The organism is Gammaproteobacteria bacterium (assembly GCA_029884425.1).
In the GTDB taxonomy this organism is placed as follows: Bacteria; Pseudomonadota; Gammaproteobacteria; order S012-40; family S012-40; genus JAOUHV01.
The window spans coordinates 53,151-70,709 of record JAOUHV010000011.1 but is presented as its reverse complement, the minus strand read 5'-3'; the positions used below and the strand labels follow the sequence as shown (position 1 = coordinate 70,709).

The following is a 17,559-nucleotide window of genomic DNA, read 5'->3' as shown; positions in this document are numbered from 1 at the left end:
CAACTTTAACGACTCCAAACCTCAATATCTATTAAACAATAAAAATAAACTCACTAGAGACTCTGTCTGTCTTCTTGAACATTCTTCGTGGTATCCTGATGACAATGATGCAATCAATAACATCCTGAATAATTCATCAAACTTTCTCGACCTAGACCCAGGGAATGGCGAATTTCTTATTCATTCCCTTAAATGCCACAAACACATACAATCATTCTACACAGGAAACAACAATGAGCCTATATCAACAAACCTGACTATAAATAAAATAAAGGTTTCCAGAGCAACACATGTCGATAACGTTTTATTTTTAAAAGAAAGAATAGATTTTGTTAAAATATCATCATCTGAAAACGTCAGACTTTTACTGTCTTACATATCACACAACAAGTCGACAATTCCGAATACGATATATTTACAAAGAAACGGTCTAATTACCGAATCCATATATAATGAATTTAAAGAATTTGGATATGATATATACCAACACATACCTGTTTCTAACGCATTTTCCCCATCAACGCTTAGTCAAATTGAAGCTGAAAACAATAATTCGGTTTATTTAATACATAAAAACAAGGTAACTAATTTCGTCTCAACTGGATTTATTCTAAGCGATTCCACCGGACTTCATAATAACAAAGACTGGAGAACTGACTTATCATCCATATCCCCCCCCCTATCAGAATACATATCCGAGTGGATATCGTTGGAGCAAAATTCTGAATACATAACTGGTTTAAATTATTTAATAAGCGCCCTAGATAGCAATACGAGCCCCGCTGATAAATACACACAATCCCTGCAAGCATACAAAAATATAATCTCAGGGGTAAAATACGAGCCAAATCTTCCCAGGTTATTTACTTGCTGCCGAGCAGCTCTTGAGCTTGGATTACACAACAATGCTTTGGAAATTATATCTATCGCACTCGAAATATTAATAAACAATAAAACTATCGATATTAACGAACCATTTGTAGCCACAAACAAAGAATATGACAACATCAAACCAAATGGCGATCTTTATCAGTGGTGCCTAGCGTCGGCATTATCTTCATACTTGACAACACTACACCCTGTATACACCGATACTTCAGATAAAGAAATACCATTAATCCAACTGATGGATTCATTGCCATTCCACTCAGACAAAATGGACCTAAGAATAATTTCAATGAGGAACAAGACAAGCACAGTTTCAGTTGAAATTAAAGATATAGATAAAAGTACCCAAACTATAAATAACGAGATTGCTGCCATATATCACCTTGCCAGAACAGGTGGAACGCTGATCTCGAAATGCATTGCCTGCATACCTGGCAATTTCCTGTTAAGCGAGATCAATCCTTCCTTTTCCGTAGCAAATCCAGCCGAACAAGCGCAGTCATGGTTTGATATATTTAGCAAAAATGAATTCGAAGAATTACTAAAAGAAACCAACTATGAAAATATTATTACTGAAATTAGAAACAGGGTTAGTAAAAATGGAGGAAAGCTAATAATTCGAGACTGGACTCACATTGATTTCACCGGAATACCATTCACGACACCGTCATACCAACTAAAACAAAAGAATTCACTTGGTAATTTATTCAATTTGCATGACATTGCCACCGTCAGACATCCTATCGACAGCTACCTTAGCCTAAATAATCTTAAAATTGTCAACGGAAGAATAAGTGTAAAATCCTACCTGGAAGGGGCTAACAAATTTGCAATAGAGGCAAAGAATATAGGATTTATCCGATATGAAGATTTCTGCCACTCCCCAGATGATATATTAAAAAGAATATGCAAATCCCTGAATATCTTTTATTCAGATGAATACAAAACGAATTTCTACAAATATGAAAGAATTACTGGTGAAACTACCGGAGGACGCTCTAGCGACACGATAAAAGTTCCAAAAAGACCAAACATTCAACCTGCCCTTGAAAAAGAATTTAAGGAAAATCCGCTATATTGGGATACACTGGAAATACTAGGCTATGATTCTTAATTGTCACTTTATAAAACAAAGCGGGTTGGCATGAACACTACCAAGAAGGAAAAACATGGGTAAGTTAAGCTGCATAATTACCTGCTACAACAACGCCGAATATATCGCCTCCGCGATTGAAAGCGTTATAAAACAGTCGAGAATTCCAGACGAGATCATCATCGCTGATGACTGTTCTACTGACAATTCCATGAACATCATAGAAGGCTACGCAAAGAACAACCCAATAATCAGAGTATTATCACAAAAAGAAAATGTTGGCATAACCCGAAACAGAGACAACGCCATTAGACAAGCAAGCGGTGATTTCATAACCACCCTTGATGGCGATGATATTTATTATCCACATAAACTATCATTTGAATACAACCAACTAATTCGCGATCCAGAATCCGTAGTCTTCTCAAATATCAACTGGATAGACACAAGCGGAAATGTCACACACCAGCTACAAACACAAAATATTCACATGATGAAAAAATCAGATCTTGTTAGATATTTATTATTTAGAGAAGGAGCCATACCTAGAGATATGATGTATTCAAAAGAACTATTCATTAGAGCAGGAGGATTCCTTCCTCACATGGAAATATATGAAGACTGGGATCTGAAATTAAGACTGTCAAACCTTGCGAGCATATGGAAATATTCTGGATACAACGGGATTGGATACAGGAGACATAGTGGAGGCTTGTCAAATGCGAATCCTTTAAAACATTACAAATACATGATGATGGCCTCATTAAATAATAGCGAATGGATTTCTGATATTCTAGGACAAGATGCAATTCCAAAATCAATACTATCCATGACAGCCAACTTAATAGGCGCAAAAGAAATCAGAGTAATAACCTAAATTCAATATCAAATATCACCAAATTTATTATTCAAGCAGCCAGAAATGAATTCGGCGTAACTCATATAGACCACATTTCTGTCATTTTCAGACAATCCACTTATCAAATCTTGATTTTTCACAAAAATATAGCCGCATGTCGACAGCTTTTCAATATCAACAGAGGATTCTACTGAGTTAATTCGGTGACAAGAAAGAACTGCATCACAAAATGAAACATTAAATATTGATGACAACCTTATCCCCATATCTACCAGTGACGACGAAAATAGTTTCTTATCAAAAAATCCGACTTTTCTAAGAGACTCCAAAGAAACAAGTTCATTTCTGTAGATCTTCCTCTTAGGAAACATTCTCCCAAGAAGATATGGATATATTTTTCCAACATAGATACTATCGGACTCACCAGCCCACACCACTTCCTTCCCTGTTTCATCCAAAATAGAATAATTTGAATAAACAATTCCAGATGACTCAGATTTCATCACGGAATACTCATTTTCAATCTTATTTGGATGACATACATCACCAGCATTCATAAAACTCACAGCAACACCTCTAACCTCACTAACAACTCTGGAAAGAAGGTCGCCTTCACTTATTTTATCGTCATTAAATACAACTCTTAATTTACCTTTATACTCCTTAGAAATATTTTTCAGAAGATCAACACTACCATCAGTTGATGCATTATCTATAACAATGATTTCTCTAGGTGATAGCGTTTGGGCAATAGCCGAATTAATAGACTCCAACAACCATTCCCGTCTGTTAAATGACAATATACAGATAGAAACTTCATTTTCTTCTCTAATGGAGCTCATATTGACGCTATTTTTAACGTCCTGAGAAGGGGAAAATAAGTTGTTCGTCAAATCAACTTCTGCTGCTCTTTTTTTAGACATAAATGGCAGCCCATATTCCTCTGCCGTAGCGTTTCGCAATAGAGGCTCACTATCCCATGGGTCAAATTCTATCATCCCCCCCGCACGAAGATCAGGACGAACAAAACTCTTAGCATCATTATTTAGCATGCACGCTAAAAATGAATATGAGCTGTTAGATATCGCAACATGGTCGCACTTGCCTAACACATGAAAATCGACAAATTCGTCGCTTACCATACCACCAATGGGCATATCTTTTGATGATATCGGGTTATATTCTGAAAACTCCAAAAGCACAGAATCCAGGTCATCGCTTGCAACATACAGAACCGGATTTTCAAGTTTAGGCCACATTTCATCTAGCCAGCGCTTATACCACTCTGCAGGGGTCAGAAAGAAAAACTTATAACCGTAATCACCGCGACGAACATGAATTCCAACAACAGTTCTACCACCATCACGCATAACACTTAACTGACCATCTATCTCATTGCCAATTTTTTCCTTCGGCTTAAATAGGGACTGAAAAAAGCTCTTTTCTCCAGCATAAAATTTCGTGTTATATTGAAAGTAACCCCAGAAATCGACATTTCTATAAACCGTCTCAGAGTTTGCTATGCTACACTCTAAGAGATCTTGCGTGGTCTGCGCTACTTTTGTGCAAGATTTATCAGAAATATAGGCGTCATCAAGATCATAGATATGCCGGCCAATCCAGTCTGGAGTCTCAACTTTGCAGCCGTGATTTTTAGCATATATACGCAAAAACGCATATTGAAACAACTGATTACCAAATCTTCCATTCACACCCAGCGTTGACATTCGCACGATGCTTTTTCGAATGTATAGAGCATCCCCCCATGATGGGTGGAAAGGGGTTGTTGTATGAACTCGAGTAAAACCTTCTGACTCCAAAAACTCATCCAGCTGACTTATGACAGCACAACCCGCATACAATTCATCGTAATTTACTTCCGTGTTAATGGCATCAATATTTTTTAAAACACCCGTTCCGCCTCTCAGAGCAAGGAGTTCCGCGCCTTGAATGTCTATATTGATGATATTAAAATCTTTTTCTGGCAGGCTGTTATCCGAAAATAAGGCATCTATCGTAGTAGCCGGAACGACTATTTTATTTGTCTCAACAATTCCTGGGTATATATTTTTATGTTTTGATAATGGAAGAATAGAGCTGCTCTGATCCATGGATGTGACATGCAGAGTCACCTCTCCCTTTTGATCACTAATTGCACAGTTAAATAATCGTACATTTTTTTTATTTTTCAAATTATTTTCTAAGACTTTAAAAACCTTGGGATTTGCTTCAACAAAAACAACATTTTCAACCCCAAGATCATCATAGACTTTCATTTCTTTGCCTTCGTGAGCTCCAACATGAAGAACCCCCCTGGCTCTTATTCCATACTTTGAAAACAATGTTTTTATATCAAGCATTCCAGTTCTATTTCCATAGAAACTGGAAAACAGCCTATGGTTGACTGCAAGATAGTTACTATATGAGAAGTCTTCTAATTCCTTTCTGAACTCAGAGCAATAAACCAACCCTGACTCGTTAATTTTAAACATTTCATAGCCAAATCTCTTTAATAGTGAGAAAACTAGCTGAAGCGTAACATTGGCATCTTTAAATGTTCCGCCATACTCAAACTGAAGATAGTTAATCTTTCCTTTCTTGAGTAGATTAGTAGCACCTTGAATAACATCATATTCACCGCCTTCGACATCGATTTTTACAAAATCTATGCTTTCAACTCCATTTTTTTCACAGTAGGAGTCTAATGTTTCTACTTTTATATCTATTGAGCTTGGCGCAGACTTTCCATATTTTTTCTCTGCTTCTATCCGTCGATGGAAAGTACTCCAAGCCGGGGAGTCTGCATAGTGATAAAAAATAGCTTTTTTCTCACAACTACCAAGACCAATATTATTAACACTTAGCCTAACATTAGAAAGTCCCTTGGTATTTTCTAGCAACTCCTGATATGTGGGCGGGGATGCTTCAAAAAGATGAATGTTCAAATCTGATGCATGTGAAATCGCAAGTTTAGTCCAATCACCGACATTGGCTCCAATATCAAAAACAGTATTCCCTTTCGAAATACAGCGATTAATTACCGTCCTTTCACCTGAACTACTCGCGATCATCCCTCGACTCACGGAAATTCCAACTGCAGAATCAACACCAACAAGCTCTCTGGCGGGTTCAAACCCTGGACATTTATCCAACGCCACCCTGGCAAAATTTCTCGATGCCGTCGAATCCCCCATATTTTTAGCCACCTTCGCCAGATACCAATATATCCGAAAATGGTTGTATCCTAATTGGAGTGTTCTTTCGAAATCCTCTCTTGCCTTTTCATAGACTCCTTCTTTGGCATAAACCAAACCTCGCCAAAGGCGATAATGCATTCCAAGACCGAATTTCTCAGATTCTTTTACTTCATTAGGTAGATTAACAATTACATCCCGGTCAGACCCAGAACTGTTAGATATAACCTCTTCTGCTTGCAGAACTTCATCTATATTCCCGCGTTCAAAAGCCCGGCTAATTGTGCAAGCCTTGGCCACATCGCCAAATTCTAAATAGTTTCTTCCAATAGTAATGAGCAACACATCGCCTATAACAACAAAGCTTGCTTCCGGAAAAAGCGAATTCATTTTCTCACGAAGAATATTTACTGTTGGGTATCCTGTTAGAGACTCACGCTTAACATACTTGTCATCTACAAAACATCTAAGATCATCTATCAAAATAATTGATTCTTTAACGCCAGAATTTTTTATTGCCAACAATTCTTCAATAATTGGCGTATTTTTTTTTCCTTTTGCTGTCTGAACCTCACTATAATGTGCATCCAACCAGAATATTATTGGCTTATTTATTCCTGGCAACACATTATTCAATACATCACCGCTTTCGCCTTGATGAATACTTATTTTATTATTTGTATTAAATTTTTTTTTCGCTTTATTGTATAAATCTTCACTAAGTTCTATGGAATGAACAGTAGAGAATATTTTTGAAGCTAGGGCTGTCGTCTCCCCCAAGAACGTGCCTGTTTCAATGAAAACATCAATTCCAGTGAATTTCTTCAATAACACTAAAAATTCTGGATTTAATACTCCAGAATTTGTTTTTACACGCTGCAACCCTACCATTTCATGCATCAGATCTACCCTTGTTGTAGCGGTTTAGTCATTTACCCTTACCATTTAATGACTAAAGATAATTAAACAACGACAACCCCTGCACTTTCACATAGGCTTGTTGGGCTGCCTGTAAGCCTGCTAGTTGCAAATTCAGGTCCGTTACTGCCTCTGCATAGTCCAAATCTTTAATTTCAGACAAGGTTTTTTCCATTTGCAGAGTGAAAGACTCATTAATCTCCATCTGCTTTCCTGTGGTATTAAGACGTGCCCCCACACGCGCACGGGAATCCAGAATATTTCCCAATGCTTGATCCAGGTCGCTGACCACCCGATTCATGGCATTGTGGAACTGGGTACGATCTGCATCGGTATTCAAATTGGTTTCTAGTGCATTTACCAGATTGTCCAACGTGGTAAACATGTCTTGGTAATTCGAACGCTTCACCTCATACATATCACCCGGAGCTGGTTCACCCGAAATACTAACGAACGCCCCGTTAGCATCCAACCCTGAAATCAATGCATCCTCTTGATATTGCACCCCACCGAACGTAAGCAAGTCAGTAACCTCATATACTGCCCTGGCCAAACCTGCGGATGCAGGTGGAGCAACAATAATGTCATTACGGTCATAGACATAATACTCAACGGGATCATCAGGATTATTTGGAGGAACCGTTGGGCCTGTAAATTTGATAGTGTAGTCTTCAGGCACATAATTGGACCCTACCGAACCAGGGTCAATGATGCCTGTGCCAGTATTGGTTGCAAAATCGCCCGTGGTAAATGTGCCATTGCCATTGCGCACATGGTAGAAAACAGCCTCGCCTGCATCGCTGACGGGCACGGAGGTACTGGGGCCAATCTTCAGAAAGCGCTGCCCATCGTCACCTTTATACAGCACCTGACCAGTAACGGAATCAGGCACAAACGGACGAGTTTTTCCTTGAAAACCTGAAAACAGATATTCGTTTGTTGCATCCTTGCTATTCGCCAAATCCAGTACTTGCAGATAAATCTGTTTGATCTCTTCGGCAATAAAACGACGGCTCTCGTTTGTCTGGCTGTCACTATTTGCATTAATTGTCAGCTCACGTACGCGTTGCAGTGCGTCATTAACTCCTTCGAGAACACCTTCCTGGGTTGCCAGACGGTTATCCGCATAACTCGCATTAACACCGAATTGGGTAAACACCGCCAAGGATTCTTCAAAACGAAGTGCTCGCGATGAAGCATAAGGATCTTCTGATGGCGACAACAGGCGCTGTCCAAGCGATACTTTTAACTGGGTTTTGTTCAGTTTGGACTGCTGCTCAGTCATTGCACCCACTGAGGTGCTAGATAAAAATGAAGTTGAGACACGCATTAGCTATTACCTCCTTACTGCAGCCATCAGTGTTTGAAACACTTCGTCAGCGGCTGCGATTACTTGTGCTGCAGCAGCGTATGCCTGCTGATACTTCAACAGGTTTGCCGCTTCTTCATCCAGATTGACACCAGAAACACTTTCACGCACTGCCTGGGCTTCGTGCAACAAGGCGCTCTGTGCCTGTTCATTGATCTGTGATTGGCGGGTCTGATTTCCCACACTTACAACCAGTTCACTGTAAGCATCATGATATGAGGCATTTCCGCCGATCATGGTGCCTTTGATTTGCAGCGCTGCCAGTTCCAAGGCATTGCGGTTGTCACTCACACCGTTGGTATTGAAGTTCACCATGAACTCATCACCAGGCTGGGGAACTCCATCCAGGCGAATGCGATAACCATAATCAACTGCGCCAGGCGTAGGAAATACATCATGACCAACATTGGAAGTCGGGTCGTAAGCAATACCTGTTTCGATAGGCACTAACGTGTTCGCATCTATAATGCTGTAGGACATGGGTACAGCTAAAGGTGGATCATCAAATCGAATCACAATAGGAGGCGACAGACTACCAGGAACGGTAGTAAACGCAGGATTAGTGAAATCAACGACGGTTGCTTCATTAATCTTCGCGTTACCCAGATTTTTGGTCGCAATGCCTGTCGTTAGCGGTCCAGCAGCCGCAATACGATTGGGGTCTTCGATTAATTTCTCAAAGATACGCGCTGAATTACGCGTAGGGCGAATATAAAAAGTGTCACCGGCCACAGGGGTGTTGGTGATCTCGATTTCCAAACCATCCACTGGGTTAAATACGATAGGCGGACCACCAGCGGCCACAGTTAATGTTGTTTTGGCGTTGTTGGACAGATTGGTGAGCGTATAATTCGCCCCATCATAATTCATTCGATATTCATCCGTCGTCAGTGCGGTAATATCGACAACACGGGTCGTCACTGTTTCTGCACCGACATTGAAAACACTGGATGTGCTTAGTGGCTGAGGCTCCACAAAAAAGTCTGTGCCCAACAAACCATCCAGATCCACACCTAGCTTATGTTGGTCATTAAACGTCTCGGCGATAGCCATGGACAGACGCCCCAGGTGATTTTTTGCAGGATTCAGAACTTCATCACGAAACTTCAGTACACCACCTAGCTGACCGCCGTTAATCATGCGGGTAATCGGAACCAGAGTACCATTGGGCATGGTATAAGCGACTTCGAAATTTTCTGGATCATCAGGATTGGCCCGACCAACCAGGTCCATGGTTTGTGTGCCCAGCACCAGACTTTGCCCCATGCCCACATACACGTTTTGCATGCCATTATTTTCAGTAACGATGTTGACATTGATGCGTTTTGACAATTCGTCAATCAAATGATCGCGGCGGTCGAGCAAGTCATTGGGTGGCTGACCACCGCTGATACCGGATGCCACAATGATGTCATTATTCAAATCAGCGATATTTTTTGCCAGTGCATTGATTTCGCCGACCACGTTGACGATGCGATCATTGGCTGTCACCGTCAGGTCATCCAACCATTCATCCATGGTATCAAAGCGATCCACCAATCCCTGAGCATTGGTCAGCATTACTTCGCGTGCAGGGATAGAACTTGGGTCATCTGACAAACCCTGCACTGAATCAAAAAAAGCATTCAGTGCTGAGGCAATGCCCGCATCAGGGTCAGCCAGAAGATTATCCACCTGCTCGGAAAGATGCCGTAGCTCGGAGAAAAATTCAGTTGAAGAACTGCGCGAACGCACCTGATTGGTAGCATGTTCATCAAACATGCGACGAGTGGTCTGAACATCAACGCCGTTACCAATGAAACCCATGCCGCTGGGAATGGGACGCTGAGCCGTTAGTTCAACGCGCTGCCGTGAATAGCCTTCAGTGTTGACGTTGGAAATATTATGACCGGTCGTTGACAAATTGCGCTGAAATGCAATAAGACCAGAGACACCGATATTAAAAATGCTACCTGATGGCATAAGTTGCTCCTATTCCCATCACTCTGACTGTGCGCTGGCATCAGCCAGTTGCGTTGGCGCCAAGGTTTGGCGCTGCATAATCGCTTTTATCTTTTCTGCATAACGAGGATCCGTGGCATAACCAGCCTGCTGTAATTCCTCGACATAGCGATGACTGTCACCGGCATGCTTCACCGCTTCGCTATAACGTGGACTGTTTTTGATCAAGTTTGCATAGTCCGCAAAACTCTGTTCATAGGAATCGTAACTGCGGAAGCGTGCTTGTTCTTTGCGGGCAATACCGTCGCGGTATTCCAGCGTCGCCACTTGGGCACTGCCGCCACCCCAGCGCGAATCAGCTTTGATATTGAACAGGTTGTTGCTGCTGCTGCCATCGGCGTTACGCACTACCGCCCCGCCCCAACCCGTTTCCAGTGCTGCCTGAGCCAACAACACTTCAGGTTTCACACCCAACTCGGCGGCGCTACGCTGCGCCAGCGGATACAGATTTTTCACAAACGACTCTGGATCACCGGCATTGAAATCAATTGTTGGGGATATGGGCTTCAGCTGCGGTGATTGTTCAGCAGCTACAGGTTCACTGACGTTCGCCGCTGTGACATCAAACATTGCTACAGGCGGTTCAACCATGTTGTCACGCCCCTGCTCTGCAGCAGCAACCGCACGACGTTGCGTTACATGCAATTGGTTGGCAGTGGCAACTGCAGAAGACGTCACCACCGGCGTTGTTTTCGCCTCTTTTTTGTCTGCCGCAGGCAGATAACGACCAAGCTGTTCAACCAGTACGTTGGCCAAGCCTACGGAACCGTTTTTACTCAATTCCATCACCAACTGATCGTCGTACATGTCGCGATAAAACGATCCGCTTTCTGAATCAAACATGGGATCGCCAAAGCTTGCGTCGCGCATGGACTTGAGCATCATTTTCATGAAGATGGATTCAAACTGCTGAGCGACCTCGCGCAATGCCTGTTTTTCATCCTTGCGCGACTGGCGACGGATGTCATTCAGACCATTGATATTGAGATAGACATCAGCGCCGGTGGAAATCATTTTGTGCTCACTCTGGTTAGACCTTTACCAGGTGACTTCAAGATATGTGCCACTGCCTATTTAATCGGCACAATGAAAATAACTGCTTTAAAAACAACCAATTGGAAGGGAATTTAACTCAAGACCGAGTCTTATTGAGCTTAAAAACAATTTGCCGCCGGATGAGGGCGGCAAACTCTGGCCAGGCGGCAATTCGCCGCTTAGATGATGATCAGCTCGGCGCGCAACGCACCAGCTTCTTTGAGCGCTTCAAGTATTGCCACCAAATCACCGGGCGAGGCACCCACCTGATTCACTGCACGAACAATTTCATCCAATGAAACGCCAGGATTGAACATAAACATTTTGTTGTTTTCCTGAGTAATCTGAATATTGGTAGCCGGTAAAACAGCGGTCTGACCACCACTGAGTGGCGCTGGCTGACTCACTTGCGGTTGCGGTGTGATCCGCACCGTCAAACTGCCGTGGGACACCGCGGCAGGTTGCACCTGCACATGATTGCCAATCACCACTGTGCCGGTGCGCGAGTTGATAATCACACGTGCCGCTGCTTCACCCGGTTCAATCTGAATGTTTTCCAGTTCTGCGGCAAAAGCCACGCGTTGCGAAGCATCCTGTGGTGCTTGCACTCGCACCGTTGATCCATCCACCGCCGCAGCCACACCTTCACCCATGATTTTATTTATGCCCTTCGCCAAACGATTAGCCGTTGTAAAATCCGCTACGTTCAAATTGAGCAACACGCTACTGCCTTCGCCAAAGCTGCTGGGAACAGTACGCTCAACACTCGCACCATTGGGAATGCGTCCAACGCTGGGAACATTGACAGTCACACGTGAACCGTCAGCCGCGGCACCAAAACCGCTGACAATCAAATTACCTTGAGCCAGTGCATACACCTGACCATTCACCGCCTTTAGCGGCGTCATCAACAAACTGCCACCACGCAAACTTTTGGCATTACCGATGGATGCCACGGTAACATCAATCCGCTGGCCGGGTTTGGCAAACGCGGGCAATTCAGCGGTCACCGACACAGCGGCCACATTTTTCAGCTGTGGGTTCACATTAGGCGGCAATACAATGCCAAACTGTGACAACATGCCGCGCAAACTCTGCACGGTAAACGGCGTTTGCTGGGTTTGATCACCCGTGCCATCCAAACCAACCACCAACCCGTAACCCACCAACTGATTGCTGCGTACGCCGGCAACGGATGCGAGGTCTTTGATACGTTCAGCCAACACCGGTTGTGCTGTACACAGCATGAGCGCGATGACACTGATAATTTTTTTCATACATTCATCCTGTTAAAACGGCCACCAGGCGCTGCTGACCAAGCGTGAAAACAATCCGGGCGAACCCGCATCCGCCAGCGAACCTTCGCCGCTGTAGATGATGGACGCATTCGCAACACTGGAAGACAAAATACTGTTGTCCGGACGAATGTCTGCAGGTCTGACCAAGCCAGATAATTTTACGAACTCGCTGCCCTGATTCAGTTGCAAACGTTTTTCGCCACGCACCAGCAAATTGCCGTTGGGTAAGACTTCAGTCACCACCACCGTCAAACGGCCACTGAGGCTGTTGCTTTGGCTCGCATCACCAGTACCATTAAAATCGCGCGACTGCCCCACCGATGCGCTGAACAATTCGGTGCCGTTGTACGTCACGGGCTTGCCCATGATACTTGGCCCCGGCAAGTCGATATTGCTCGACTTGGCGGTTTTGGTACTCACCGATTTGGACGCGTTGGTGCTTTCTTGCAAAATGACTGTAATCAAATCACCAACGCGCTTGGACGACATATCCGCGTACAAGCTCATGCCATAGCCGCCCTGATACAAGCCACCATCTTCAGTGGGTGGTGGTTCTGCTACCACCGGACGCACTGGCGCGTATTCAGGATCTGGCTTTGGCGGCGGATTGAGACTGCACGCCGCACTCAGCAAAATCACAGGAAACACTAATAGTCGCTTCATATCATTACCCTATCGGTTAGAGTGTCTGATTCAAGTTACGCAGCATGCCATCCACAGCGGCGACGGCTTTTGAATTCATTTCATAAGCGCGTTGTGCTTCGATCATGTTGACCAACTCTTCAACAACATTGACGTTGGAACTTTCAATCGATCCTTGAATCAAGGTGCCTATGCCATTCTGACCAGGTGCGCTGTCCTGCGGTGGACCACTGGCAGCGGTTTCGATGTACAAGTTCTCACCCATGGGCTGCAGACCGGAGGGATTGATAAAATCTGACAGTTGCACCTCACCAACCTGAGTCACTGTTGGCGTGCCTGGTTCCGAGACCGTCACTACTCCATCGTTGCCCACCGTAAACGACATCGCGTTAAACGGCACAGTAATCGGCGGATCCAACAGATAACCTGTTGCAGTCACTACCCGGCCTTCATGATCAACACGAAACGCACCGTCACGCGTATACGCCACCTGACCATTGGGCAGTTGAATACGGAAAAATCCGCGCCCCTGAATCGCCATATCGTAAGTGTTATCTGTCTGGATGAACGCGCCTTGCGTATGCAGCTTTTCTGTTGCAACCGTACGCGCACCACTGCCCAGCATGAAACCCGAAGGCAAAATGGTGTCTTCGCTACTTTTGCCGCCTGGCTGACGAACATTTTGATAAATCAAATCCTGAAAAATACCGCGGCTCTTTTTGAAGCCGGCGGTGCTCACGTTGGCCAAGTTGTTCGAGATGACCGACATACGTGTGGACTGTGTTTCCAGTCCGGTTTTGGCAATCCATAGTGATCGATCCATAGCACCCTCACTCATACTGACTATGCTTGGTAATATTCAATTGCCGTACCAATGCATCACAAAACCAAACTCTTTTTATTCGCGAAAAAAAACGGCGCCTCAAAGGCGCCGCTGTGTGTACGATTCAATATTGCTGTTAACTGATACGCATCAAAGTATCTGTGGCCTGATCGTTGTCTTGCGCCGCTTTCATCACCTTGGTTTGCATATCAAAATTGCGTTGCAGCGTGATCATTTTCGCCATGGCTTCAACCACATTGACGTTGCTGCTTTCCAGCATGCCGGTCATGACACGCATATTCAAATCCGCATCCGCAGGATTGCCCTCACGCGTGCGAAACAGGCCATCGCTGCCTTTTTCCATGTTGGCGTTGCCCGGATTAACCATCTTGATGCGGCCAACATCGGCCATGGTGGCCGCATTTTGCCCCAGCGGTTGAATGCGGATAGAACCGTCATTGCCGATAGACATACTTTGCGCCGGCGGAATCACAATCGGTCCGGCATTTCCCATCACCCGCAAACCGGTGCCCGTCAGCAAAAAGCCTCTGGCGTCCACACGAAAATCGCCGGCACGAGTATAGGCCTCACTGCCATCCGGTCCTTCCACGGCAAACCAGCCATTGCCCTTGATGGCCATGTCCATTGGATTGCCTGTAGTAATCATCGCACCCTGGCGAAAATCAATGCCAGGCCGTTCCGTCATGGAGTAAGCCCGGCTGGGATGGCCGGGCCCAAACACAGGCATACTGCGAAATTGCTCTAAATCGGCGCGAAAGCCGGTGGTGTTGACGTTCGCCAGATTGTGGTTGTTCAACCCCTGCGCGTACATCGACTCTTGCGCAGCGGTCATACCGATATAGAGCATTCTATCCATAAACTACATACCTCGATCAATTATCGGATTTGCAGCAATGTCTGGGTTAGCTGATCGGCAGTACTAATGACCTGGGCATTTGCCTGATAGTTGCGTTGCGCAACAATCATGTTGACCAGTTCATCTGCAATTTCCACTGTCGACGCTTCAAGCGCACCCGCCTGGATCAAACCCAGACTGGCTGTTCCTGGCTGACCCAAAACCACATCACCAGCATCAAAGGTTTCTACCCACAGAGAATCCCCTTTCTGGCGCAAGCCTTGAGGATTGGCTACGGTTGCCAAACCCACCATGCCAAGAATTTCTGCGTTACCATTAGTGTAACGAGCATAGACTATGCCATTTTCTTCAACGTCGAAGCCGGTGAGTCGACCTGTGGTAAAACCATCCTGGGAAAGATCGTTAACCGCAAACTCACTACCGTATTGCGTAGTAGGTCCGTAATCAAATGTCAGGTTCAGCGGCGCAGAGCCTGTGGTGGTATTAATGGTGTCCAACGTCAAAGTGGTTGTTGATGTCGCGCCAACAGTCACATTCGCCAGCGTACCGTCAGTATTAAATCGCATCACTGCAGGCGTACCTGCGCCAGCGGCAACCGCACCTACGGTATCAAAAGGAGAAGTAGGCAATCCATCCACTTCGGTAAATACCTGCCAAGTATTGCTTGCTACCGTAGGAGAATCATCGACTTTACGATAATACATGGTCACCACATGTGGCGCTCCCAAACTGTCATATACTGTAGACGCAGTTACATGATGGTAGGTTGCAGGGTCTGCAGGAGAGAATGGAGGTACGGTATCCGTGTTAAAGACAGTACCACCCGCAGTAGGTATTACTAGCGGTGTCAAATCGCCATCCACATTCAAATTCACATCAATTTGCGTTGTTGCGCGTGGCGCGCCGATGTCGGATTTCAACTGCAGATCTATCAACGAACCAGTGTTAAAGGTGGTATTGGCACCGACAGTGACGGCTGGAAAAACCTGCAAGGTCTGGCCAGTATTGTTGACCACAAAACCATCGCGGTTCAAACCAAAGGTACCGTTGCGCGACAGGTAACGACCTTTGTCATCTTCGACAATAAAGAATCCCTGACCAGTAATCGCCAAGTCAGTTGCGTTATCTGTATATTCAATATTCCCCTGAGCAAACATCTGACGAATATTGGGAGTACGCACACCAGAACCATTAGTCACGTTGGTAATGGAGCCATAAGCTTGGGCATACACGTCAACAAACTCAGCACGCGATTTTTTGAAGCCAACCGTCGCCGAGTTAGCGATATTATTACCGGTTACCGAAAGGTCGGTGGACGCTGCATGCAAACCACTTAAAGCGATACGAAAAGGCATAAGAAACTCCTTACATCAAGGAAAATTTACCGAACAACCAGTAACCACTACACACGCATTTCACTACATAATTTCGCGAATCTTGTCGATGTCCATAGCGCCAAAACCAGCGACGTTCAATTTCATCTTTTCACCGTTACGTCCGAGCGTAACGCTATCAACCGGCGCCAACATGTGCGTTGTCAGCGCAATCTGTTCATCCTTTGCGTCCAGGGCCGTTGCCCTGATAGAATACTTTCCAGCTTTTACTGGATTGCCGGCATCATCCAGACCATCCCAGACAAATCGTTCCAAACCGGAATCCATCGCTCCCATGCGCATGGTTCGCACCAGCTCACCATTGGCGCCAACGACTTCCAGTTTGACACTTTTTACCGGTTCATCCGGCTCAATGGCACCGGCCATGAATCGATCCTGGCCCTCGACATGCTCAGGCAAAAATCCTGAGCCACCTGGCACAAGTACCAGACGCCCTACCAGACTCGATGCCTGCAATGCCTGATTGGACATAAAACTGTTTGCCAGATTGTCGATGGACTTTTGCATGTCCTGCAGTCCGGAAACCGTGCTGAACTGTGCCATCTGACCCAAGAACTCCCCATTATCCTGCGGTTTTAGTGGATCCTGGTTCTGCACTTGCGCCATCAACAGTTTCAAAAAATCCGCCTGCGCCAGGCCATTCTGATCTTTTTTCTCAGCCTGCTTCTTCTGGATACCCAGTTGGTCGTACAGCGGATTGTTATTAATTTCTTTTGGCATGGCTTCTACTCCGAGCTAATTACCCTTTGCCACTTACTGTCCCAGACGTAATGTGGCCAGCATTAACTGCTTTGCGGTATTCATAACCTCTACATTACTCTGGTACGAGCGGGATGCGGAGATCATATTAGCCATTTCTTCAACAACATTCACATTGGGCAGATGAATGTACCCCTTGGCATCAGCCAACGGATGCTCTGGTTCGTAGCGCATGCGCAACTCTGCCTTGCTTTCCACGATACCTTTTACCTTCACCCCGGCCTGGTGAGCACTTTCCATAAAAGGATCCATGACGGTGGCAAACACCGGATGTCGGGCGCGGTAAGTTTTTTCCGTACTGCTGCTTACCGTTTCCGCATTTGCCAAGTTACTGGACGTAACATTCAACCGGATGGACTGGGCACTTAGGGCCGAGCCTGCAACATCAAATACTCCGAACAGAGACATG

General features: G+C 44.9%; 13 protein-coding genes. 2 read left to right on the top strand and 11 right to left on the bottom strand.

The window, feature by feature from the left end:
* Both OEW58_05095 and OEW58_05090 read left to right on the top strand, forming a co-directional pair.
* Positions 1-2,002, top strand: a 2,002-nt coding sequence (locus OEW58_05095) for a hypothetical protein (protein MDH5300721.1), incomplete at its 5' end; no start/stop codon positions are given.
* 55 nt (positions 2,003-2,057) lie between these two features.
* On the top strand, positions 2,058-2,858 hold the full coding sequence (locus OEW58_05090) for a glycosyltransferase (protein ID MDH5300720.1): 801 nt from the start codon (positions 2,058-2,060) through the stop codon (positions 2,856-2,858).
* An 8-nt stretch (positions 2,859-2,866) separates the two neighbouring features.
* Here the strand turns inward: OEW58_05090 and OEW58_05085 are convergent, their stop codons facing one another.
* From OEW58_05085 to flgC, 11 genes are all read right to left on the bottom strand, one after another.
* Positions 2,867-6,934, bottom strand: coding sequence for an FkbM family methyltransferase (locus OEW58_05085; protein ID MDH5300719.1), 4,068 nt, complete (start codon positions 6,932-6,934; stop codon positions 2,867-2,869).
* A gap of 52 nt (positions 6,935-6,986) precedes the next feature.
* Entirely contained in the window at positions 6,987-8,282 is a 1,296-nt protein-coding gene (gene flgL, locus OEW58_05080) for a flagellar hook-associated protein FlgL (protein ID MDH5300718.1), read from the bottom strand.
* A gap of 6 nt (positions 8,283-8,288) precedes the next feature.
* Entirely contained in the window at positions 8,289-10,283 is a 1,995-nt protein-coding gene (gene flgK, locus OEW58_05075; protein MDH5300717.1) for a flagellar hook-associated protein FlgK, read from the bottom strand.
* A gap of 18 nt (positions 10,284-10,301) precedes the next feature.
* Positions 10,302-11,336 carry a flagellar assembly peptidoglycan hydrolase FlgJ gene (gene flgJ / locus OEW58_05070; GenBank protein ID MDH5300716.1) on the bottom strand — a complete coding sequence of 345 codons (1,035 nt, stop codon included), beginning with the start codon at positions 11,334-11,336 and terminating at the stop codon, positions 10,302-10,304.
* Between the two features lie 200 nt (positions 11,337-11,536).
* Positions 11,537-12,634 (bottom strand): flagellar basal body P-ring protein FlgI, encoded by a 1,098-nt coding sequence (locus tag OEW58_05065; protein MDH5300715.1) that lies wholly within the window; start codon positions 12,632-12,634, stop codon positions 11,537-11,539.
* A 12-nt stretch (positions 12,635-12,646) separates the two neighbouring features.
* Positions 12,647-13,318 (bottom strand): flagellar basal body L-ring protein FlgH, encoded by a 672-nt coding sequence (gene flgH, locus OEW58_05060; protein ID MDH5300714.1) that lies wholly within the window; start codon positions 13,316-13,318, stop codon positions 12,647-12,649.
* A 16-nt stretch (positions 13,319-13,334) separates the two neighbouring features.
* Positions 13,335-14,120: a flagellar basal-body rod protein FlgG gene (gene flgG / locus OEW58_05055; protein ID MDH5300713.1), complete on the bottom strand. Its 786-nt coding sequence runs from the start codon at positions 14,118-14,120 to the stop codon at positions 13,335-13,337.
* Between the two features lie 136 nt (positions 14,121-14,256).
* On the bottom strand, positions 14,257-14,997 hold the full coding sequence (gene flgF / locus OEW58_05050; GenBank protein MDH5300712.1) for a flagellar basal-body rod protein FlgF: 741 nt from the start codon (positions 14,995-14,997) through the stop codon (positions 14,257-14,259).
* Between the two features lie 20 nt (positions 14,998-15,017).
* A complete protein-coding gene (flgE, locus tag OEW58_05045) occupies positions 15,018-16,352 on the bottom strand; it encodes a flagellar hook protein FlgE (protein MDH5300711.1) in 1,335 nt (444 codons plus the stop codon).
* Positions 16,353-16,415: 63 nt separating this feature from the next.
* Positions 16,416-17,111, bottom strand: coding sequence for a flagellar hook assembly protein FlgD (locus OEW58_05040; protein MDH5300710.1), 696 nt, complete (start codon positions 17,109-17,111; stop codon positions 16,416-16,418).
* Between the two features lie 33 nt (positions 17,112-17,144).
* Positions 17,145-17,558, bottom strand: coding sequence for a flagellar basal body rod protein FlgC (flgC, locus tag OEW58_05035; protein ID MDH5300709.1), 414 nt, complete (start codon positions 17,556-17,558; stop codon positions 17,145-17,147).
* Between the last annotated feature and the right edge of the window lies 1 nt (position 17,559).

Bases quoted from the DNA above. Each gene is read 5' to 3' on its own strand.
- flgH (MDH5300714.1), bottom strand. From the start codon at position 13,318: ATGAAGCGACTATTAGTGTTTCCTGTGATTTTGCTGAGTGCGGCGTGC.
- OEW58_05090 (MDH5300720.1), top strand. From the start codon at position 2,058: ATGGGTAAGTTAAGCTGCATAATTACCTGCTACAACAACGCCGAATAT.
- flgC (MDH5300709.1), bottom strand. From the start codon at position 17,558: ATGTCTCTGTTCGGAGTATTTGATGTTGCAGGCTCGGCCCTAAGTGCC.
- flgE (MDH5300711.1), bottom strand. From the start codon at position 16,352: ATGCCTTTTCGTATCGCTTTAAGTGGTTTGCATGCAGCGTCCACCGAC.
- flgG (MDH5300713.1), bottom strand. From the start codon at position 14,120: ATGGATCGATCACTATGGATTGCCAAAACCGGACTGGAAACACAGTCC.
- OEW58_05065 (MDH5300715.1), bottom strand. From the start codon at position 12,634: ATGAAAAAAATTATCAGTGTCATCGCGCTCATGCTGTGTACAGCACAA.
- flgJ (MDH5300716.1), bottom strand. From the start codon at position 11,336: ATGATTTCCACCGGCGCTGATGTCTATCTCAATATCAATGGTCTGAAT.
- OEW58_05085 (MDH5300719.1), bottom strand. From the start codon at position 6,934: ATGCATGAAATGGTAGGGTTGCAGCGTGTAAAAACAAATTCTGGAGTA.
- flgK (MDH5300717.1), bottom strand. From the start codon at position 10,283: ATGCCATCAGGTAGCATTTTTAATATCGGTGTCTCTGGTCTTATTGCA.
- OEW58_05040 (MDH5300710.1), bottom strand. From the start codon at position 17,111: ATGCCAAAAGAAATTAATAACAATCCGCTGTACGACCAACTGGGTATC.
- flgF (MDH5300712.1), bottom strand. From the start codon at position 14,997: ATGGATAGAATGCTCTATATCGGTATGACCGCTGCGCAAGAGTCGATG.
- flgL (MDH5300718.1), bottom strand. From the start codon at position 8,282: ATGCGTGTCTCAACTTCATTTTTATCTAGCACCTCAGTGGGTGCAATG.